At 57.8% G+C, this 21120-nt stretch carries 17 protein-coding genes; 7 read left to right on the top strand and 10 right to left on the bottom strand.

The features are described from left to right. The first annotated feature begins 38 nt into the window (after nt 1-38). On the top strand, nt 39-272 hold the full coding sequence (locus WD430_RS20005; RefSeq protein ID WP_339105885.1) for a hypothetical protein: 234 nt from the start codon (nt 39-41) through the stop codon (nt 270-272). Nucleotides 273-1083: 811 nt separating this feature from the next. Here the strand turns inward: WD430_RS20005 and WD430_RS20000 are convergent. Both WD430_RS20000 and WD430_RS19995 read right to left on the bottom strand, forming a co-directional pair. After that, the gene (locus tag WD430_RS20000) at nt 1084-1443 is read right to left on the bottom strand and encodes a hypothetical protein (RefSeq protein WP_339105884.1); all 360 of its coding nucleotides are present in this window, start codon (nt 1441-1443) and stop codon (nt 1084-1086) included. Nucleotides 1444-1514: 71 nt separating this feature from the next. Continuing rightward, complete coding sequence (locus tag WD430_RS19995) at nt 1515-2171, bottom strand: helix-turn-helix domain-containing protein (protein ID WP_339105883.1); 657 nt, start codon at nt 2169-2171, stop codon at nt 1515-1517. 919 nt (nt 2172-3090) lie between these two features. Here WD430_RS19995 and WD430_RS19990 point away from each other — a divergent pair. Beyond that, nucleotides 3091-3558, top strand: coding sequence for a hypothetical protein (locus WD430_RS19990; protein WP_339105882.1), 468 nt, complete (start codon nt 3091-3093; stop codon nt 3556-3558). Here WD430_RS19990 and WD430_RS19985 read toward each other — a convergent pair. Genes WD430_RS19985 through WD430_RS19975 form a run of 3 tightly spaced genes read right to left on the bottom strand, consistent with a single transcriptional unit; the run spans nt 3555 to nt 9168 of the window. Next, entirely contained in the window at nt 3555-6293 is a 2739-nt protein-coding gene (locus tag WD430_RS19985) for a type IV secretion system protein VirD4 (RefSeq protein WP_339105881.1), read from the bottom strand. The genes WD430_RS19990 and WD430_RS19985 overlap by 4 nt on opposite strands. Continuing rightward, complete coding sequence (locus tag WD430_RS19980; RefSeq protein ID WP_339105880.1) at nt 6290-7348, bottom strand: hypothetical protein; 1059 nt, start codon at nt 7346-7348, stop codon at nt 6290-6292. Before WD430_RS19980 ends, WD430_RS19985 begins: the two co-directional genes overlap by 4 nt. Further along, nucleotides 7348-9168: a hypothetical protein gene (locus WD430_RS19975; RefSeq protein WP_339105879.1), complete on the bottom strand. Its 1821-nt coding sequence runs from the start codon at nt 9166-9168 to the stop codon at nt 7348-7350. Before WD430_RS19975 ends, WD430_RS19980 begins: the two co-directional genes overlap by 1 nt. A 72-nt stretch (nt 9169-9240) precedes the next feature. Between WD430_RS19975 and WD430_RS19970 the strand changes: the two genes are divergently transcribed. Continuing rightward, nucleotides 9241-10164, top strand: coding sequence for a hypothetical protein (locus WD430_RS19970; protein WP_339105878.1), 924 nt, complete (start codon nt 9241-9243; stop codon nt 10162-10164). A gap of 218 nt (nt 10165-10382) precedes the next feature. On the opposite strand, the gene WD430_RS19965 is transcribed toward WD430_RS19970, so the two are convergent. Together WD430_RS19965 and WD430_RS19960 are read right to left on the bottom strand one after the other, a co-directional pair. Further along, the gene (locus tag WD430_RS19965) at nt 10383-11432 is read right to left on the bottom strand and encodes a hypothetical protein (protein WP_339105877.1); all 1050 of its coding nucleotides are present in this window, start codon (nt 11430-11432) and stop codon (nt 10383-10385) included. 313 nt (nt 11433-11745) lie between these two features. Continuing rightward, nucleotides 11746-12234 (bottom strand): hypothetical protein, encoded by a 489-nt coding sequence (locus tag WD430_RS19960; protein ID WP_339105876.1) that lies wholly within the window; start codon nt 12232-12234, stop codon nt 11746-11748. 141 nt (nt 12235-12375) lie between these two features. On the opposite strand from WD430_RS19960, the gene WD430_RS19955 reads away from it, so the two are divergent. Next, on the top strand, nt 12376-12591 hold the full coding sequence (locus WD430_RS19955; RefSeq protein WP_339105874.1) for a MarR family transcriptional regulator: 216 nt from the start codon (nt 12376-12378) through the stop codon (nt 12589-12591). A 699-nt stretch (nt 12592-13290) separates the two neighbouring features. Further along, nucleotides 13291-14187, top strand: coding sequence for a thermonuclease family protein (locus tag WD430_RS19950; RefSeq protein ID WP_339105873.1), 897 nt, complete (start codon nt 13291-13293; stop codon nt 14185-14187). A 572-nt stretch (nt 14188-14759) separates the two neighbouring features. Here WD430_RS19950 and WD430_RS19945 read toward each other — a convergent pair. After that, nucleotides 14760-15767: a DMT family transporter gene (locus WD430_RS19945; protein WP_339105872.1), complete on the bottom strand. Its 1008-nt coding sequence runs from the start codon at nt 15765-15767 to the stop codon at nt 14760-14762. A 446-nt stretch (nt 15768-16213) separates the two neighbouring features. Here WD430_RS19945 and WD430_RS19940 point away from each other — a divergent pair, with 446 nt between their 5' ends. Beyond that, entirely contained in the window at nt 16214-16669 is a 456-nt protein-coding gene (locus WD430_RS19940; RefSeq protein WP_339106170.1) for an acetyl-CoA hydrolase/transferase C-terminal domain-containing protein, read from the top strand. 7 nt (nt 16670-16676) lie between these two features. Here the strand turns inward: WD430_RS19940 and WD430_RS19935 are convergent, their stop codons facing one another. Both WD430_RS19935 and WD430_RS19930 read right to left on the bottom strand, forming a co-directional pair. Then, nucleotides 16677-17840 (bottom strand): acyl-CoA dehydrogenase family protein, encoded by a 1164-nt coding sequence (locus WD430_RS19935; protein WP_339105871.1) that lies wholly within the window; start codon nt 17838-17840, stop codon nt 16677-16679. Nucleotides 17841-18193: 353 nt separating this feature from the next. Beyond that, complete coding sequence (locus tag WD430_RS19930; RefSeq protein ID WP_339106169.1) at nt 18194-19840, bottom strand: thiamine pyrophosphate-binding protein; 1647 nt, start codon at nt 19838-19840, stop codon at nt 18194-18196. A 411-nt stretch (nt 19841-20251) separates the two neighbouring features. Here WD430_RS19930 and WD430_RS19925 point away from each other — a divergent pair, with 411 nt between their 5' ends. Beyond that, the gene (locus tag WD430_RS19925; RefSeq protein ID WP_339105870.1) at nt 20252-21034 is read left to right on the top strand and encodes an IclR family transcriptional regulator; all 783 of its coding nucleotides are present in this window, start codon (nt 20252-20254) and stop codon (nt 21032-21034) included. Nucleotides 21035-21120: the final 86 nt, after the last annotated feature.

Genomic DNA, 21120 nt, shown 5'->3' with positions numbered 1-21120 from the left:
CATCCGAGGAAGTTAATTCCGAGAGAGGTGTCATAGACATGGGCGTTTTGGATTCATTCGGTGCGTTAGCAAGTAGTATCATTGCTGCGATCGTGATGTTGGCTTTCGCTATCCTCAGTTTCTTTGTAACAGTCTTCATCGTGCAGGTAGGGGCGGGGTTAGCTGGGTACTCGCCGAGCGGAGACTTCGTTGCCCTGTCGGCTGCAATTTTGGCTGCCGGCGCGATCGCCGCAGGGTCGTCTCCGATGACCGGCCTCACTGACAACGTGTGATTGACCGCTGATAGGATTTCGAGCGTTCGATTCGCAAGTGTAGTGAACGGATAGTTCGCTCCAGGTTAGGTGAAAAGAACGTTATGCGGATCGTTCTCTGACACCCTCTGGAACACGCAAGATGGACGGTCACTTGTTGTTTCTCGAGTTCAGTGATACGCTGATCACCAGGGCTGACAGTCTACTCGGCTGGAAGCCGCCGGAGTCGAGGACATGCAGGTCGTCAGAACTGACAGTCCCTCTGTTGCGTGTCGGCCGACACAGCATCGTGTCGCTCGTGAATGGTCCTACTGAACTGAAGCTCGCAAGTGACAGTCCCCTACTGCTGTCTATTTCAATCCTGAACTCGAGTCCCAGTGATCTGCTGTTACTGGAACCACGGTGTTTCGCACAAAACGGCACCCAACCAGTGCGGTCACGATGGCACCCAGATGGGGCGTCGATACTGGCACCTCACTGGTGCTCTCGTGCTGTTTACATTGGTCACCCTCCGTCTCATCACACCGCCACCCTAGTCGTACGTGGTACAGTTGGCACCCCAGCAGTGCATCACAATGAGGTGAATTAACCTGTATTGCTCACGTCGGCACCCAAGATGCCGGTCCCACTGGTTGGCACCCCCACGCTGACGCTTTGGGTCTTTGTCGGCCTATTTCGGCAGAAAAGGACTGTCTGGCTCTATCGAAATCCTATTCTTCAGATGTGATGTTGTCTGAAACAGCTGTTACATGAGATGCGTATTGTTCGTCGCCCTCATTCCCTCACTGGAATGGTCTGGCACCAGACGAGAATGGAGAGCGGTTGATCGACATTAGAGTTCGATCGGCGCTTCAAGTGTGGGGTCAGCATCAACGATCGTAGACACGGTCGGCTGTATCTGCTCGAACTGTTCGGTCGGTTCCACGAGCTGTCGGTCTGAATCATAGGTGATAATCCCTTCCGAGGCCAGCTTTGGGAGGTGGACATGATAGAGTGAGAGGCGAATATCGGTTAGTTCGTCCTCAGAGACCTCTGTAATTGACGTGTGATGGTTGTACTTGAGGACGGTTTGCGTAAGGTCATTCAGCGTTAGCGACCGCTGTTCTGCTGCGAGTATCCCAAGCACGATCCGACGATGATGGTGTTGACAGAGGTCGAGGACCGAGTCGAAGGTGGAGGAAGCCTCACTCATTATATGTAGTGCAGACGACTGACGCTAATCACACTGGCTTTTTCACACACAAACCGCTTTTACGTAGCCGATCAAAATCGGTATTCGACAGCGGAGAGCGTGCTTCCGAGGATGTGCTTGATTCCACCTCGGATACGGGATCCAACGGCTTGCTGTGAGATGCCAAGCTCCTCACCGAGCACCTCCAGCGTGACCTCACGCGGGGACTCAAAGTAGCCATGCTCGTAGGCGAGTACCAGCGCCTCTTGCTGAGTGTCGGTGAGGGCGGCTTCAGTTCCCGTTTCGACCGGTGTGAGCGCGTGCAACTCTGTCAGCGTGGTCGGGATGTCCAGTTCTCGACAGCGCTGTTGAAATTCGGCGATGTCGCTTTGGTCGTCGCCGCGGATCTCGAACGTCCACTTGTGGTTCGTACCGATGGCCTCGATGAGCGGTACCTCTGTCTTCGCCAATACGGTGAGGACGTCGTCGTAGTCCAGCGCCCACTCGACTCGTAACAGATACTCGTCTTCGACGGAGTCTACGAGTCGAATCCCTTTCGTGCCGGGATGCTCGGTGAACACGCTCTCAATGTCATCAACTTCGGTTCCCCGTACCCAGAAATAGGGAATCACTACGTCCCGTGCGGGGATAATGCGCTCAAGTTCGACTGTCACGTCCGGCAGTTGATTGAACACCGTCCCCAGCGGGAACTGATCGGATGGAACCGTGAACGTCGCCTCGGTAGCCATTGTCTGTACCAGTGGCTCCCAGCGGGAAAGGTCTACGACTGAGTGCTCGTGACGCCGTTGTTCGTAGATACCTACTTTCTTGAACCATACCTCGATTGTAGATAAGTCTCGATACCAACAGTAGGATCATTGATGAGGTCCCTGAGGTCGTTCTCTGCTTCCTCTGTACTTATCGCTGAGGGTGCCAAACCTATCACCAGTTGAGGGTTTCAATAGAGCCGACTGTCCTCACTTTCGTCGGGAGAGACTGTCCGCTGTTGACCTCCAGCCGCGCTGTCGCTATCGTTACGCGGTCTCCGGAGTCCCACTGCTCGAGTTCACGTGTTCGCAGTTTCTCGCTATCCAGGATGGCGGTGCTGTCAGTGCTCTCGGTACTGACTGTCCTGCTGGCAGTACACTCTGCTTTGGGGGCCACTGCTCGCACTGCTGGACTGTCCCCCCTTTCGTCTCTACGTCTTTCCGCTCTGGGTCCGGCATGTCCTGACTGTCCCACAGTCTCATTCCGGCTGTCTTCCTCGCCGTCGCTCTCGAGTGGACTGTCCCACTGCTGGTTGTTCCTATTCTGGGTACCTGGTGCTCATTCGAGTTTCCGCCGGCTCTGTGCGTCCGCTGGGGTGCCCCTGTTCGCGTCATCTCGTCTATTCTCTCTCTTGTGATCTATTCGGGTGCCATCCCTGCTGGTGCACTCGTCAGTCTCACTCTGGTTTCCGTCTCGATTTTCCCGTGGGTTATGGGATGAATTCTCCTCGAGACTCGAGCCTGGCTGAACTCGAGCCGCTACTCCTCGAGTTTCGGTCACGTTCTCTGTTCTTCTTTCTCCCGCTCTATCGTTTACTGTTGTTTGGATCCAATTGTATAGGTTCGGCTGGGGTTTATAATCAACGATATTTTTATTATTGTATGGTCCATTATTATTGCTATGGGAGAGTCTCAGAAAAGCGAGGAGTCAGTCACGATTGACCGGCTTGGAGATACTCGACGATCGATCCTCGAGACGATTCGAGCCGTCGGTGGTGAGGGTGACACATCGACGATCAAGCGCACGACCGAGACCGAGATCCCGGAGGGTAGCACTCGGTATCACTTCCGGTGGCTCGAGGAGGAAGGACTGATCGTTGAGATCGGTCGGAAGGACGTCAGCCACGGTGGCAAGGATGCAATTGTGTGGGGGCTCACCGACGCCGGCGAGGACCTACTGGAGACGATCGACGCCGAGATGGGGCGGGACGATCGACCGAAGACGGTCTCTGAGTTGAACGAGCGGATCGACGAACTCGAGAGCGAAGTCGAGAATTTGAAGGAGGTCGTCCGGAGCGCTCTCTCCGAGGATCTCCCGGCGATTATCAGCGAGCACGTCGAGAAGGAGTTGGAACAGCGGGACCGTTAGTCGATTTTTTCGAGGAGCCCCTCAAGCGTCCCGGAACCGTCCGTTTCGTCAGATTCGTTTTCGTCCGTGCTCTCGGCCTGGTCGTCCTCAATTCCAATGCTCTCGATCGGGACGGTCATGCCGTCGACGTAAATCTTCAGGTCGTCCGTGGATAGCGTCTCATCCTCATCTGTCGACGGGGCGACGACGATGAACCAGTCCTCACCGGGCTCGGGGACCTCGCCATCGAACTCAAACTCGGGGATGATCGGCGTCTTGATCGTCCGCATATCGTCGCCGGCCTGATCGCCGACTGCAGGATAGCGGTCGACGTCTTCGAATACGGACTCGGCATCAGGGAACCGAGCGTGCTCCTCGCCGGCGCTGTCTCGGAGGATGATCTCACCAGTGGACTCGTCACGAATCCAGACGTCTTCTCGAGCACCGTCGCGATACACTCTTTTCCCGTCGATCCCCAGAGGTCGAAGATTGTAGAACCGGGTTTCTCCGGAAACGGAGTGTCGTTCTCGCGCGCCTTGCGGCTCCTCGGCCAGCGTTTTCCAGACGTTCGGGGCGACATCCTCTCGGCAGACGAATAGACAGTTCTTGCCCTCGCTGAACGCACTCGCAAGGTTGCGGACGGTCTGTCCCTGTTTCGTCGATCCTGTGCTCTTCTCGGCTTCGAGAACGGCCTCACGCCCGCCCGTGAGAGCATCGACCGTTGGATGGCTCTTCTTGAACTCCTCGAGTGCTTCGGCAATTGCCACGGGATCGGCGTCACTGTCGACCTCAAGCAGCGGCATCGGATCAAGCGTCCCATCGGGAAGGCTCTTCTTGCCTTCGCCTTGCTCGGCGATTGCGACGTCGACGCCGAGTTCGTTGAACGCAGGGTATGCGTCCTGCAGAACGAGCGCGTGCAGTGCACCACCGGAACTCTCGTCGTCGCCTACGTCCTGGATGGCCGATACAGTCTCGTCGCCGACGGACAGCCATAGCGCACCGTCTCGCTCGGTCTCTGAGAGCATCGAATCGGGGATCGGCTGCAGAACGTTCCGCCAGAGACGTTCTCGGCTGTCTGTCCGGGTCTCGTCGTGTGCCGGGAGCACGGCCCGAATCGCGTCCTCGCACTCCTCGAGTGGGATCGAGAGGTCATCTCGGTCCGACCGGAGTGCTTCGTCGTGGACGGCCTTGCAGACGTCTCCTTGCGTGCTCTCGTCGGTAAGGAGATCGACGCCCGACTCGGCGAGTCCACCAAACGGCAGCTCGCGCTGAATCTGTTCGTCAGTGAGTGGCTGCTCGCCGTACCGCTCGAGACTGTCGGAGATAATCTCGTCGACGGCGTCTTTGTCCCGGAGCGGTGGATAGGGCGCGAACGCTGAGAGTTTCAGCGGCCTCGAGTACTCGCCGCCGCCGGTTGGGAGTCGAGTCCACACCTTGTACTGCTCTGTTTGTATGAGGTCTTCCGGATTGTACCCCTTGAACCGGTCTGTCAAGATTCTCGCGTCATCGGCGTCGTTCGCCTTGAATGTGACCAGATTGTCAGCGTTATTCTTGAACGGCTTCAACACGCTCTCGTCGAGTTGTGACGGGTATTGGACGGCAGCAGTGACGCTCAGGTTCATCGACCTCGCTCTCGCGAGCATCGATTTGATATCAAGCTGCTCACTGGCGATGTCGTCGAACTCGTCGGCGAATATGAAGTAGGGGTCCGGGTCCATCGTCTCGTATGACCGGTTTTGCACTGCTGACCAAATCCCACGCATCGCGGCGAGTGTCGTCAGTCGTTTCACGTCTGTACTGTCGACAGGCGTGCGAAGGACGACGATCCGGTCCTCGTCGATGAGGGCGCGCCAGTCGATCGTTGACTCTCGCCGGGCAATGATCCGACGCACGACGCCGTTCTCAACCCACGCTTTCACGCGCTTCATGAGCGGACGAAGTTGTTCCTCGTCCATTTCGGCGACTTGCTCGAGGAACTCGCCAACGTATGGATCGGGACACTCCTCAGCGAACGTCTCCCGTCGCTCCTGGTTCAATAGGATGAAATAGAAGTCAATGACGCCGTAGTTGGGTCGATCCGGGTCGGCGTTCGCCTTCATCATGGCTCGGGCCATCGATTCGGTCACTGACTCCATCGTCGCGTGGAGTTCGCCTTTCGCGGCTAACGCGGCTTTCAGATTCTCGAGGCGACTTTCAATTCCCGTCTCAAGTTCGACTTCACTGTCTGTATCCGGGACATCAAGCAGGTTCAGACCGATCTCCTGGTCTTTCTCGGTCCCCGGCTCAATCCAAACCACGTCATCGAGCCGATGTTCTGGGAGTTTCCGGAGTAGTTCCCTGGAGTCCTTGCCCTTGGGATCGAAGTACGCGAACCCGTATCCAGAGTACGCCAACTGGATCATCCAATTGAGTAGTTCCGTCGTTTTGCCGGCGCCAGAGACGCCAGCTACCCAGAGGTGTTGGGCAAGTGACCCGAACGGAATCCCGGCCTCGCGGAACCCTTCTTGCGGATCTTCAGTGTATCCGACCCACAAGTCCTTCTCTGGATTGCTGTGGCCCTCCTCGAGAATCCGACGGACAGCCGGGCCGGCGACGACGCCTTCCGCTTCGGTCTCTGTGATGGCCTCGACGCCACCGACTCGGTCTCCACCAGTCGGCGTGATATCGTACGTCTCTCCCGTGACGGTCGTCTCGTCGTCCTGGATGTCCTCGTTCTCGTCGCTGTCGTCAGTAGAGCTTGATCCGAACAGCTTCATAGGCTCTCACTCTTGTTCGAGTCCGCAGGAACACGCGAACCCTCTTGCGTGTGTTTCCAGTCGATCCGTGGTGTCTCGATCTCCTCGTTCGGGATGTGTGCAGCGCTGGCGAGCTCGTCGATGGTCAAGATCATCTCCCGATCGGACCACGCCCTCGAGTGGACGTCGTTGATCAGCGTCCGGGCATCAGAGACCGACTCGGCGACGAATCCTTGCTCCGTCGTCGCGTTGTAGTACTTCACGAACATCCCCGCCACCCCTCGAGCGCGAGCTTCCGCCTCGGTCTGGTTTGGAGAGGCCGCGAGAACGCGGATATTCGTGCTAAAGGCCTGTTGTCCTCGCTGTTGCTCGACGATCTTCGCCGACTGTTTCTCTTTCGAGGATGCGTCCCGAACGCGGGGATTGATCCAGCCCTTCACGTGACCGTCGCGAAGGCCCTCGGCGACATCATCGACGGATTCGCCGTGCCATCCGCCGTCGGTCCAATTCGCCGGCTCCGGGCGGAATGCGACCTGAACGACGACGGCCGTCTCCTCGGTCGAGAGCATCTCGCTGGTGATCTCGCCGTAGGGATCGCGCTCGAATCCCTCGCCGTCGCGGAAGTGATGAATCGGGTAGTAGTAGTGTCGCGCAAGGCTCAGGCGAGCACCGGCGACGTACTCACCTGCCTCGAGCGGCGGGAAGCCCTCGCCGCCGGCCTCGAAAACGGCGCTGTTGGCGTAGTTGTTGCCGACGCGCCGGCGGAACTTGTCGGCCGCGGCCTCGTTCGCAGCGTGCATGAAGAACCGAATGCGCTCGCCGTCGAACCAGAGTTCGTACGTGTGCGAGTCGCTCGTGTTCTTGCCACGGAAGTTGGTCGTCACGTCGTGGACCGACTGGAGCAGGCCTGCAGCGTCGACCATGCCTTGATTCTCGGCATGTGGTTGGATCTGCAGGAGGACACCAGGTGTCTCGTCTGCGGTCTGTGTGTGCGAACTCGTGAGCCGTGTCGAGGCGTAGTTCGATGGATTCGGATCTGAGGCATTGTCACCGAACAGCCGAGAAAGAAGCGACATTACGCCGTCACCTCCCCATACTCGGTGCGAATGTGCTCCTCAAGGCTCACGTCGCTCTCGGGCTCATACGTCAATACGGCCGTCTCGAAGTCTGATGCCCGAATTCGAGTCCGGAACCACCCCTCAATCGCATTAAAGTTGATCAAGGCCTCAGAGTACCCCTGTCCCGAGTCGCCTCGAGTGGCCCGCTCCCTGATGAACTCGTACTGCTGGTCATTGAAATCGAAGAGTTCGGCGGTCTCGGGATCGAGATCCGTCTGTGTGAACTGGATCGTCGTTGCCTGCTTGCGGATCGTGTCTTTGTGGTCGTCCTCGTCCTCACCGGAGACGAACTCCGCAGGCGACTGACTGGCGAACCATACGCCGGCCTCGTAGTGTCTCCAGTGACGGGCCGCCCGCTGCAACCACTCGACAGTCTCCTCAGACTCGAGCAGGTAATGGGCCTCGTCGATCAGGAACAGCGTCTCTCCGGGTGCGTTCTGGACAGCCTCATAGACTCTGTCGAGCATCAGCTGCAGCATGACGGACTTGCCGACCGCGCCCTCGTTCTCCATCTGTTGCAGATCCAGGTAGGAGACGCCGCCGGGCGTGATCTCAGCACTGCCCGTCCCGGCGAGTTCGGAGTACTCACGACCTTCCTGGAAGCCAGAGAGCTTGCGGAGTAGCGTCGCCGCGTTGCTCTCGATCTCGGTGACCTCCATTGTCGACTCGGAGAGCGCAGGGTCTTCGGGATTGTTCGCGATCTCGCGAAGTGTGTCGATGTAGTCAGCCATCGTCGGGCTCTCGAGGCCGTGCGTCGAGTAGTCGTCCGGCTTGATTCCTGCCTTCCGGTAGGTCTCGTATGCCGTCTCCTTGATCAGTGTCGTGTACTCGCCGGCGTCGACACCCTGCTCGCGGAGTACACCCGAGATGAATGCGTTGACACCGTCGATCTTCATCCCGAATGGGTCGATCCCGGTATTACGAACGCGCTCGGGCGTCTCGGAGATATTCAGCGGATTGATGGAGTCCTTGCCGCCGAGGACGACGTGCGTCCCGTTCAGTAGTTCGACGATCCCGGCGAAGTCACCGAAGGTATCGCACAGCACGACCGTCCGATCGTCCTCAGCGAGATACCAGCGGACGATTTTCTGTAAGGTGGAGAACGACTTCCCGGAGCCGGAGTCGCCGATAAACAGCGCGTGAGCGGGGCCACCGACGCCGGCCGGATCCGCCGAGACCTCGCTTCCATCCTGCAGTTTACGGCCCCACTCGACGCCGTTCTCGTGACGAATCTCGGCCGAGAGTCCCGGGAATGCAGCGCCAAGAGTACCACCGAGAACCATCGTATAGCGGTCGCGATGGCTGACGTCGTCGTATACGTCAGGCGCGGTCGGACTCCCGGAAACGTAGAGGTCGCGCTGTCGCGTATCGGGCGAGAGTAGCGTGAGACTCGCGGGCGTTGACTCGGCGACGTCGCGGATGTCCTCACACCGATCCTCGAGCGCCCGGCGCTTCTCAACGTCGAAGTTGAGATCGTCCGAGGTCGCGCCATTTTCGATCGTCTTCTCTGCTCGCTCGAGTGCGGCTCTCGTCCCGGCGCGAACAGTAATGTAGCCGTTGAGGTCCCACGGACGAACGGACGTGTTATGGAGGAGTTTGTACGCCTGTACGTACGCCTCCATGTCGTCACCGACCGTCATCGCCGAAATATCGGTCGCCTCCTCTCGCTCCTCGATATCGGCGTCGATCTCGGCAATCGCGTGCTCGAGCTCGTACTCGGTCTCCTCTTTGTCCCGTGCTTGGGCGTGGAGCGTCACGTCGACATCGACGCCGCTCATCGTCACAAGACCCTGCAAGAATCCAGGATCGGGTTCGACCGGCCACTCGGCTATCCAGTAGGTTCTGCAGTATTGATCGCCGACGCGGATGTGATCGGAGTCGATGTCATAGCTTGGCGCCGAGAGGATCTCCTCGAGTCGTCCCTCTCGAATCTCGGTCACGTCGTCGAAGTTGTGATCGACGCCGGACCAATAGCGGCTGTGGAGGAGCGCGTTTTCGGCGGGACCGACGCGTTCGACCTCGACGCCGGTCACAGCGCCGAAGACTGTCGCAACACGCTCGAGACGCTTCTCGAGGGCAGCAGACATCCGACTATACCATTCCTCGTCGTCGACACCGGCATCAGAGCCAGAGCCGAAGACTTCCTTAATCCCGTCGAGAACAGATGCGGACATATCGAGGCCGGTCGTGTCGACGTCCTCGCTGTCGACCTCGACGACGACGTAATGGCGCCATTGCTTCGCGTCCCAGCGCGGTGCCTCACTTCCCTCATACCAGTCGGCGACGTCGTGCAAGAGTTCGCGAGCGCCAGCCCAGTCGTCGCCGGCGAGGTGCTCCGAGAACGCGGCCTCACGGTACTTGCCGACCACTTCCGAGGGATCGAACTCGGTTGTCGTCGAATAGTATCGAAAGCCGTGCTCGAGCGTCTCATCGATCCGCGTCGAGAGCGACGAGAGGACTGCCTGCAGCTCGTCGCGTGTCTCGGTGTCCGTATTCCGTGGCTCGATCCGAAGCAAGCCAACCATCCGTCCATCAGCCATGACCGCCGCGCCGTCACGGCGAATCTTCCGGACGCCATGTACGAGGTCGTCAGCGGCGTCCTCTTGGGGGATCGGATGCTGTCGTTTCTGTCGGAAGTAGCGAATGGGGGAGCGCATTTTGTCGAGTCCAGTCGTGGTGTCGTCAGCCCGACTCGCAAACACCGGGCCGATTGCTGCCGCTGGCAGCCCGATTGCCGTGAGCGGAATGATGAGGTCGTCTGCTCCCACAGTTAGCGCGCCGATCGCGCCACCGAGAGCGATGAATCCCGGAGTGCCGTACCAGAGGTCTCGAGCTCGGTAGTCGCCGATTTTCATTCCGGATTCCACGTACGGGAGCGTGATCTGAGACGGGTCTATTTCATCATCACCATTCATAGTATGTATTGTACTACAGTGTGAATAATAATATTCGTTGGGATTCGTAGTGCAGAACGAAGCCGAAAAAGAGCGAATTACTGGAAGCCGCGGTCTCGATCTCGCTCAAACTGCTCTCGAGTGCGGCTGCCACCGGTCGAGTAGCGTCCCGTGCCGTCCGACGACTGTATCGATCCCACCTGGCCGATACTCCGGCTCGAGGCCGACGAGCCGCTCGGAGAGTCGGTTGAGTGCGGTGCTCCGGTCCTGGTGTCCGTATTCGAGCCGCGCCACTTCTCGACGCGCTCTTTGACGTGACCGACGCGCTCGCTCGCATTCTGCGCGTGTTCCTTACCCTTGCGCGGGTTCACGGAACTCATTCCGAGGCCGACGTTGGCAGCTCGATCGGCTGTCTGCAGCGCCGACCACGGGAGATAAACACCGACGAATCCGAGTCCAACGGTCGTCGCAATCAGTCCGATAACCGGCCCCGAGACTCCCGCATCCCACGGGAGTAAGTACAATAACCGCAAGAACATCGCCTGCGTGATATTGACGCCGATTAGGAGCCCGAATAGCCAGACGACGAAGTTGCCGAGGCTTGCGACCGTCCCCTCGCCGTACGCCTTGCAGCCCCATGCAACCGGCCAGAAGGCCACACACAGGTGGATCAAGACGTGTTGCGCGATTATTGCGAACAGTCCAAGGACGATCACACCGGCGTAGGCATAGAGCAGAATCGCCGCTAACATCCCGCCTGACAGGATTTTTCCCATCCCGGCTGGTGTCCCAAGTAACTCCTCGCCGCCCGGAGCGAACGCGGCCGACGCCTGAGCTCCGAAATGCAAGAGAAAGCCGGTCACTTGCCACGTCAAGATGATCATCACGAACGCAATGAGCGCGGTCCGTAACTTCTGGCGTCGGCGCAACGGATCGTTGTGTCGAAACGCGAGCGTCGCAGCGCCACCGACGAGAACGACGCCGAGGCTCGTCGTCCACATCGTCATCTCCCATATCCCCGGCCACCAGCCGTTTTGCGGGTTCGTCCACGAGGTCGGATCGTCGTGTGTTCCCGGCGCCGGGACGTTCGCAATGATCGCGTTTACGAAGTTGAGCCCAGCCGTCACGGCTCCGGCGCCCATGTTCATCATCCACTCGAGGGCGCCATTCAGCCACGAATACGGATTGAATGTCCCGCCGAGGAGACCGCCACCTTCGTCCTCCGACTCGACCTCGAGTGTCTCGTTTCCGAGCGTCACGTTTCCAGACGCCTGGTTTCCAAAGGACTCGTTGTTGTACGTGCTGTTTCCGAGTTCGTCCTCGGGCTGGTCCATCTGTGCGGTCACCCCGATCGGGACGATCGCCGTGATCAAGAGGAGGACAACTGCAACGCGAGCAATACCAGCCGCTCGTCGATCCTGTGTGTCTGAAATCATTAATACTCTCCATCAAACCACCCGCTTAGAACGGGACACCAGTCACGGCCATGCCAACAATACCACTCCACTCGATGCACGAGAACGCGCCGATGCCGACGCGGTCAAGCGCCATTCCGAAGATCGCCGGGAAGAACGCCCCGATCGCGGTAATTCCCGCGCCCATCATCTTCTCGCGGCCCTCACGCTTCTTCTCGCTCCGGCCCTGTCCCAGGTCTTTGAATGCCATCGTTCCCCGGAAGGCGGCGAGTAGGAGAAGCAACACGACCGCAGCACCGAGTCCGAGACCGACGAGTTCGCCGAGCCCAGATTCACACATCATCCCTGCTGCCTCGCTGGCCTGCTGTGCCATTGCCGTTCCAATGGTGAGATTCACCGCCGTGACTGTCACAACTGCCCGCCGAATGGGCGATGAGAACAGTATTTCGCGAAGGTTCTGGAATCCGCGGCGCGCCTGTTGAAGCGTACTCGTCACACCGTTCTTTTCCCCCTCAGTCGTCTCGTTTTGTGACATCTACAAACTATACTACGATATGTTTACTAATTAATTTTTGGATTGGTAGAAGGATTTATAGTATATATAGTGCTACGAACCCTAGCAATAATGGTCCACAATCCGTAGGATAAAGTGGTGGCATCGCAATATCCAGCAAATATGGAAGTCGACGAGACCGACGAGATCCTCCTTGATATGCTCGCAGAAGGGCGATGTACGCAGGGGTACCTCGTCACCGAAACTGACATCCCGCGGTACAAAATCCACGATCGACTGAAGATGTACGGTAAAATGGGATATGCGAAAAACCTCCACGAGAACACTGCGCTATGGGAACTCGTTAAGGACCCGCGAGAGGAAAGTGATGACGGCTGACGATCCCGCTCGAGAGGCGGCGAGAGGTCATCTAAGCGCGATATGGGGCTTGATCCGATTTTTGCCTGGCGGCATGGCTCGAATGTTTGGTCCCGTGTTCCTCTGGGCGATGGCTCGGCCCGTGCTTATCGATGTCGTCGGCACCCCATCGTTCGGGCAGGTGGCGTTCGTGATCTTCGCCGTGTCGATTTACTGGGCGCACTTACACAGTCTGCGGTTCAAAGGCCGCTAACGTCTGATGTTCGCGCCGTACCCGCCGTCGAGCAGATCAGTTGGGGCAATCAGCCACCAGAAACTACATTTTGATAGATGGATTTTAGCGCATAGTAGTTCCTCTGAATTGGAGGTATAATTAAATGTTCCGTCAGAAACATCGAATTAACGCCCAACTGCTCACACTCCTGATACCAGGCGTCTAAATAAGGCCCATATCTCCTAAATCGGTGTGATCATAGTCCGAGGACAGATGAGCAGGTGGAATCACTCGCATAGAAGCCAGACACATCCCGTGTGATTCGAGCCACACCTCCTTGAGGGTGGACACCGGCGATAGAATCGATACTGAGATGCAGTCTCGTTTCGGCTTGAAAAATGAGCTGAAATATGTGTATATATGAATACATATAGATATTACACAATTTGATGGCGATTGCAGTCGGGTCAGTGAGTGTGATTCGACAGAAACTCCTGACAGCGGTCATGGTCGTAGCGCTCGTTGCAACTGGGATGACGGCCTCGGCGGGGGCGGTCACGGCGCCGTCGGCCGAGACGTCGACCTCGATCAGTGAGTCGACGACGGTGACGGTAACGAACGTCGTCGACGGCGACACAATCGACATCGAATACCAGAACGGGTCGACCGATACCGTTCGACTACTGGGTGTCGACACACCGGAAACGTATGGGTCGGTCTCGCCCAGTGAATTCGAGGGTGTGCCGGACACGCAGGCGGGCCGTGAGTGCCTGCAAGCCGCGGGTGAGAACGCGAGTGCGTACGCGACTGACCAACTCGCTGGCCAAACGGTCACGCTGCAGTTCGACAGCCAGGCGGACCGACGCGGTGACTACGGCCGTCTGCTCGCGTACGTACAGGTCGACGGTTCGAACTTCAACTACGATCTCGTAGAGCGGGGCCACGCGCGAGTCTACGACAGTACGTTCTCCCAGAGTGATTCGTTCTACAGCGCCGAATCGGCGGCTCAGTCCGCCGAGCGAAACGCTTGGTCGTGTCGGACGCCGAACGACGATGGCTCTGGCGATGACGGGTCGTCGAGTGGGGACGCAAGTGCGCTCACTATTGATTGGGTCAACGCGGAAGCGAGTTCCCTCAACGACGAGCGTGTGAAGATCACCAACACCGGCAGTAGTTCGGTCGACCTCGACGGGTTCACGCTCGCCGACGAGGCGGGTTATAGCCACACGTTTGCGGAATTCACGCTCGGCGCCGGTGACTCGGTGTACGTCCACACTGGTAGTGGAACCAACGACGCCAACGATCGCTACATGGGCTACGGGACCGAAATCTGGAACGACGACGGTGACACGGCGACGGTGCAGACGGCAGCCGGGACGACCGTCGACCAACTCGCGTACTAAAGCGAGCGCAGCAGCTCATTTTTCAGATGTCTCGCCGGCGGGTCAGGTGGTGGCGACCGCGCTCGATAATGAGCAGTGAATCCTAGTATCGAACTACGATGACACTGGCTATGGATGAACACAGCCATCCAACCACTTCCTACTTCTAAAAAACATCTATTCATCCGACAACGATAGGAATTGAACCCCGGGTTTGGTGAGTTTATAGTCAGAGTCTTCGATACTTGTCTTCCGAAACTTCTAGGTTTTCCCTTATTTGACGATATCATCCACCTTCCTCTTAAATTGCTACCAGAATATATGATTATAAACAATATGTGGCAAGTCTAATTATTTATGAATGTTAGAGCCCCGATATTCAAATGCATACTTCAATCAGTTCGGCCATATTAATCCCATATACCAAACGACCGTCCAATTATGGAATCGGTCCAGATAAGTGTAGTTGCCGTCTCGTTAGTCATCTCCGTTGTCGTGTTCTTGGTCGTGTATACTCACCGCGAGTTCACGAAGTGTTCTGGAAAGAAACAGTGCTGCCATCCGTGGGTATACAAACGGCCCGGAAAGAACAGTTAATCACCTGGCTGTCGGCAAGTCTGTGAGTCGGTCTGTTTCTTGTACACGTTCCCTCGGACGCGGACTTCATCGCGCTCGAGCGACCAGTCACTGTCGTCCGTGTTCCGAGCGGACCGAAGAAGCCGCCAGAGCGGCCGGATATTGCAGAGCGCGAATCCGACGACGATGAGCGCGAACCCGGCGACGGTCGTCACGGTGATTTGCTCGCCGAGGAGGGTCGCACCGAAGAGCGTCGCCACGACGGGAGATGCGTAGTTAATGAGGCTGACGCTCGTTGCACCGATTCGATCGAGCAAAGTGAAGTAGAGGAGGTACCCGCCTGCTGTCGCGAAGACGCCGAGGTACGCGACTGCGGCGGCTGCTGACGGCGTCCACGCCACGTCTCCGAACGATGCGCCCGAATAGGCGTAGGATGTGATGTGGAGGAAGACCGCACCGGTAGCCATCGACCACGCGTAGAGAGACATCGTCGGGAGACGCGCCGTCCAACGTTCCGTCAATACAGACCCGAGCGCGAAGACGAGCGCGGCCGCTACCAGCAGTCCGACGCCGAGGAGCTGTCCGTCGAAGGAGCCGCCAGCGATCGCAATAGCGGTTACGCCGGCGAGCCCAGTACAGAGACCGATGACGTCCGTGACGTAGATGCGTTCCATCGGGAGGAGACGGATCGCGATGAGGGGGGTAATGATCGGCGTGAAGCTAATGATGATCGCGGCGACACCGCTCGTGACGTAGCTCTGGCCGAGAAAGGCGAACGCGAATTGCGCTCCGATGACGAGGATCCCGTTCGAGAGGATCAGAGCCACGTCCGGTTTCGTCCGAGGGAGCCACCGGATTCGGCTGACAAGTACGACTCCAGTGAAGATGACCGCAGCGATGTCTAATCGGGCCGCTGCGAAGAGGAGCGGCGGCAGCGTTTCCAGTCCGATTTCGATCGCTGTAAAGGCTGTTCCCCAGACGAGTGCGAGCGCGCCAAAAAGCAACGCGTTTTTCATATCCGTCATGTTATCATGGTGTAATTTGTGGCTGTTTCAAAGTCGGTATAATGGCTATGAGCGGCCCAACTAAACAGTTTGCGGGGACTGTGATAACACAACCCAACGGGTATATAGTCATACGAGTCAGTCACTGAACACGCTGATGCAGACACGGCTCTCGCTACGGAGAGAGTGGAAAATAGGTAGTTAGACTAACGTACAAACCACGAGGCTATTACTGAGAATAGACGTGAAAGAACCAAGAAACAGTGGGAAATAGATTCAAAATCCATCTATGTCCCAACTATTCAAGCAGCTCCCCTATTGTTCCGGTCGTAGTCAAATTACCCGCACCGGAGGCAGGCATTCGAAGTTTTATTCTACTACAATCTCCAAATAAGGGGGAGTTGATTGCAAAATAGTTCGAGAGAGGTGACAACTGGCAAAAAATCTGAACAGGGGATTTCTGTCCCATTAGAATCCAACCGAGTGCAGCTATCAGTCGAATCCGCTGGTTTCGGGAAGCAAGTGCTCTTCGACACTGTTCTCGTCTATATGGGAACGTCAATTCGACTCACGTCCGCGGCAAACGGATGATAAACGGCATCGGTGACTTCACCGATTTCAACCGCACCGCTCTGGTAACGGTCTGTGCACTTCCCTCGACGAACGGTGATGGAACGATTTCTGGAATTGTACCGATGACGTTCCATGTCGATCACACTGAACACGATATCGATGTCGCCGTTACTGAACAGGGAATCACGGATATCCGCGGGAGGTGGCCAGTAGAACGCCGAGACGACGTAGACGACGTCCGAAATCAGCAGAACCACGTTCCGAGCGATATCGGACACGCGGCCGAGTGGCCGAATAGAACGGTGGGCTGTGATTTTCGGTTCGGTAATTATCCTCGAGAAGGAGGGTGAGGATCGACTACTGATACGCTTGGAGTCCAGTGAACTCCTCGCCCAGAATCAGCGTGTGAATATCGTGGGTGCCCTCGTACGTGTAGACCGTCTCCATGTTCGCGAGGTGGCGCATCGGCGAGTAGTCGGTCGTGATGCCGTTGCCGCCGAGCATCTCGCGGGCGACACGGGACTGTTCGCGGGCCATCCGAACGTTGTTTCGCTTGGCCATCGAGACGTGCTGCGGTCGCAGGTCACCGCGCTCCTTCAGATCGGCCAAGCGGTAGGCGAGCAGTTGGGCCAGTGTGATCTGGGTGCCCATCTCCGCGAGTTTTCGCTGCTGGAGCTGGAACCGACCGATCGGCCCGCCGAACTGGTCGCGATCGGTGGCGTATCGGCGAGCCGCTTCGAAGCAGTCGCGAGCGGCGCCGATCGCACCCCAAGCGATGCCGTAACGGGCCTGCGTGAGACAGGACAGCGGGCCCTTCATTCCGGTGACACCGGGTAGGACGTTCTCCTCGGGGACGGAGACGTCGTTCAGGCCGATCTCGCCCGTGATCGAGGCGCGAAGGGAGAGCTTCTCGGTGATCTCGTTCGTCGTGACACCGTCACGGTCGGTCTCGACGAGGAAGCCGCGGACGGGGTTCCCTTCGGCCGACCGGTCCCGAGCCCAGACGACCGCGATATCGGCGATCGGCGAGTTGGTGATCCAGGTCTTCGAGCCGTTGAGGACATAGCCGTCGCCGTCCTTCTCCGCAGTAGTTTCCATTGCCGACGGGTTCGAACCGTGTTCAGGCTCCGTGAGCCCGAAACAGCCGACCGCTTCACCCTGCCCGAGCGCCGGCAGCCACTCCGCTTTCTGTTCCTCGCTCCCGTACGCGTGGATGGGATACATGACGAGTGCGCCCTGGACGGAGGCCATCGACCGGAGCCCCGAATCGCCGGCCTCGAGTTCCTGCATGAGGAGTCCGTAGGCCGTTTCGGAGACGTTCGGCGAGCCGTATCCCTCGAGGTTCGGCGCGTAGAATCCGAGTTCTCCCATCTCCGAAATGAGTTCGGTCGGGAAGGTGCCCTCTTCGAAGTGCGTACCGATAGCAGGTTTGACGCGTTCCTCGACGAACTCCCGAGCTGTGTCTCGGATCAACCGCTCTTCCTGGTCTAAATCCGACTCAAGCTGAACGAAATCCAACATACGATTTACGTATAGAATGAATGGTATAGCTATTGCGGTCCGTTCGAGTAGGTACAGTACTCGCGCTGTAGCGGTCGAACCGAACTCGTGATCGACTGCTCGTTCGGTGATACCGAAATAGGGACGAGAACTCCGCTGTCGGGTTCGTCCACTCATTACTGAACCGATTTCCGAAGGACCCAAATATCATTTATAATAATGAGGAAATTACGACCATACCGATGTAAAAGAAATACATTATATATCTGATGTAATTTCTGTTTCGCCGTTATCGATACTTCGTTGTCGAACGAAGAAGCAGGCTGAAACGTCTTCGGTCGGATTCCCGGGACCAACGTCACTTCCGCTCGAGATCACTCGCTCATCCACTCGCTCGCCTGCGGTTCAGTGGGGTCGGTACGGATTTCTACGAGCGAGGGACGGTCGGCGGTGAGTGCGTGGGAGAGAGCGTCGCGTATCTCGTCAGGACCGTCTGCTCGCGTTGCATCCACTCCCATCCCCTCAGCGACGGCCACAAAGTCGATCGGTGAGTCTCCCCATTCGTATTCCTGGGGTTGAAGGTCATAGCTCCGTCCGGCTTCGTCGCTGATGAGGGCGTAGTCCTCGTTGTTGAACACCACGACGACGATCGGCACCTCCTCGGCGACGGCCGTGTGAAGTTCGTGGAGGCACATCATGAGGCCACCGTCGCCCGTCAACGCCACGACGGGCGTCTCCGGATTCGACAACGCCGCGCCGATAGCGGACGGGACCCCAGTGCCCATCGTGGCCCACGAGCCCGGATTGACGTACCGATGGGGGCCGTACGCCTCGAACGTGTTGAGCCCCCAGACGCGGAACCCACCCGCGTCAGCCGTCACTATCGCGTCCCGCGGAAGGACGTTGCGGATCACGGAGAGCGCACCGACGGACGTGAGCGGATCGCGGGCGTCGACGAGTTCCGAGACGCGTTCTGCGGTGCGCTCTCTGACGTAGCGGGCGCGTTCGACGCCGCTTCGAGTCGACGACTCGAGTTCGCGATCAGCGAGAGCGTCGTCCATGGCAGATAACGTTAGCTTCGCATCGGCCACGACGCCAATCGTCGGATCGTATCCAGTGCCGATGTCGTTCGCGTCGAGCGTGACGTGGATTAGGTCGTCGGGAAACTCCACCGAAAACCCTCGAGTCCCCAGCGCGTCGAAGTCGGTACCGACACCGAGGACGATATCAGCCTCCGCGAGACACGACAGGAGTTCGGGACTCGCACTGCCGCTCAGACACCCGGCCGAGAGATCGTGGTCTTCCGCGAGCACTCCTTTTCCTTTGTACGACGTGACCACTGGAGCGTCGAGCCGTTCGGCCACTGCCCGGAGTTCGTCGCTCGCGTCGGCACTCCGAACACCGCCGCCGGCGAAGATGACGGGCTCGCTGGCAGATGCGAGGAGATCGGCGGCCCGAGAGACGGTTTCTGGATCGGGTTCGATGCGTCCCTCGACCGAAGACGAGCCTCGCTCGGCCAATGCGACGTCCATCTTCAGGAAATTCTTCGGAATTCCGACCCGGACCGGCCCCTGTGGCTCCGACTGAGCCACTGCTGCGGCACGGTCTATCTCCGCGGCCGTCGACTCGGGATTCTCCACGAGGACGTTCTCTTTGACGACGGGATCGTAGGTGTCGGGCGGCGTCTCGTGGATCGCATCTCCGCCTCGGAGGTCGGGTTCGGTCTCGATGGCGATGTGTAGTAGCGGCGTACAGTCATTGTAGGCGTTCTTGAGGCCGTTCATTGCGTTCATATCGCCTGGTCCGGGAATGACGACGGTCGCTGCCATTCCGTCGCTCGTTTCGGCATACCCCCAGGCCTGGTGGGACACCGCCGTCTCGTGGCGCGAAACGACGAACTCGATGTCGTCGCGCGAGCCAATCTCCTCGTTGAGCGGCAACGACTGTTTGCCCGGAATTCCGAAGACAGTATCGACCCCATTGGAGACGAGTCGGTCTATGACTGCTCGATTGACGCGCATACGCATCCCAGTGGAGGCGAGCGATAAATAGATTGTCGAACCGGAGACTCGGATCGACCCGCAGACCACTAGCGTCGTCTCCGCTGGTAGTCGATACGATCCTCGCAGATCTTCCTGCTGAGCGGGTAGACGAACTACTGGCTTCACAACGGTTCTCGCTGCCGCTGAACGGACAACCACGTCTATGATCCCTTCCTTCAGGGTATCGTGTAGAGATGGAATGAGCCGAGTTTGATATATGCGAAGATATCGGTTTCGAATATCTTGTAAGAGCGTTCATTATCCCCAACCGAAGATCGTTGTGTCGCATAGTTCCGAATTTATTCCGATTCCGTTCTGTCCTGTGTAATGTCCCTCCGTGAAGTTTGATATACCCGAGGTTTCATTACGCATGGGTCGTGATTAGCAACCATGGCGAAGGAACCTCGGAAGATAAAGGCAATTGAAGTAGGATGCGAAATACTTGCCGAACTTCAAGAAAGAGAGGGCGCTCGAGTGAACGAACTCGCTGAGGCGCTCGACCGCTCTGAACCGACGGTCCATACGTATCTGAATACGCTGAAAGAGAGAGGATATGTCGAAAAGGACGGGTACGTCTACAAGATCGGGCTGAAATTCCTGCCGATAGGAGAATACGCGAGAAATAGAGAGGAGCTCTATCTCGCCGGAAGAGACGAAGTGGATTCGTTGGCGGACACCTCGGGAGAATACGTTCATCTCATTACTGAGCGGAGAGGGAGGCAAATCAAACTCTACGAGGACTACGGTGACGTCGCCGTTGCGACCAAACACCACACCCGACAGCGCGAATTCAGACAGTATCTCCATCGGAGTGCGGCAGGAAAAGCGATTCTGGCCGAGTTTCCCGCGGCCAAAGTCGACCAAATCATCGACGAACACGGGTTAGAGGGCGCAACGGAGAACACCATTACCGATAGGGAGACGCTGTTGAACGAACTCGACAGCGTTCGAGAGCAGGGATACGCAACTAACGATCAGGAACTGACGATGGGCCTTCGATCAGTGGCGGCGTCAATTATCGGTCCCGACAATCACGTGAGAGGGGCTATCAGCATTTCAGCGCCCCTCGAGCGCTGTAAGGAAGAGACGTTCCACGAAACCTACCCCGAGATGATACGGAAGAGCTCTAACGTGATTCAGATCAATATTGACACGGAAAATTACTTCTTCTAGCGATCACCATACTCACTGCCAGAGAGGGCACAGCTAGTGGACCGAACGAGATCGGTACAGGCGGTACGGAAAGAACTGGCAGTCTA

This window comes from Haloterrigena sp. KLK7 (genome assembly GCF_037914945.1).
GTDB lineage: Archaea > Halobacteriota > Halobacteria > Halobacteriales > Natrialbaceae > Haloterrigena > Haloterrigena salinisoli.
Note: the sequence above shows the minus strand (reverse complement) of the source record. Positions and strands in the feature narration are given on the sequence as shown.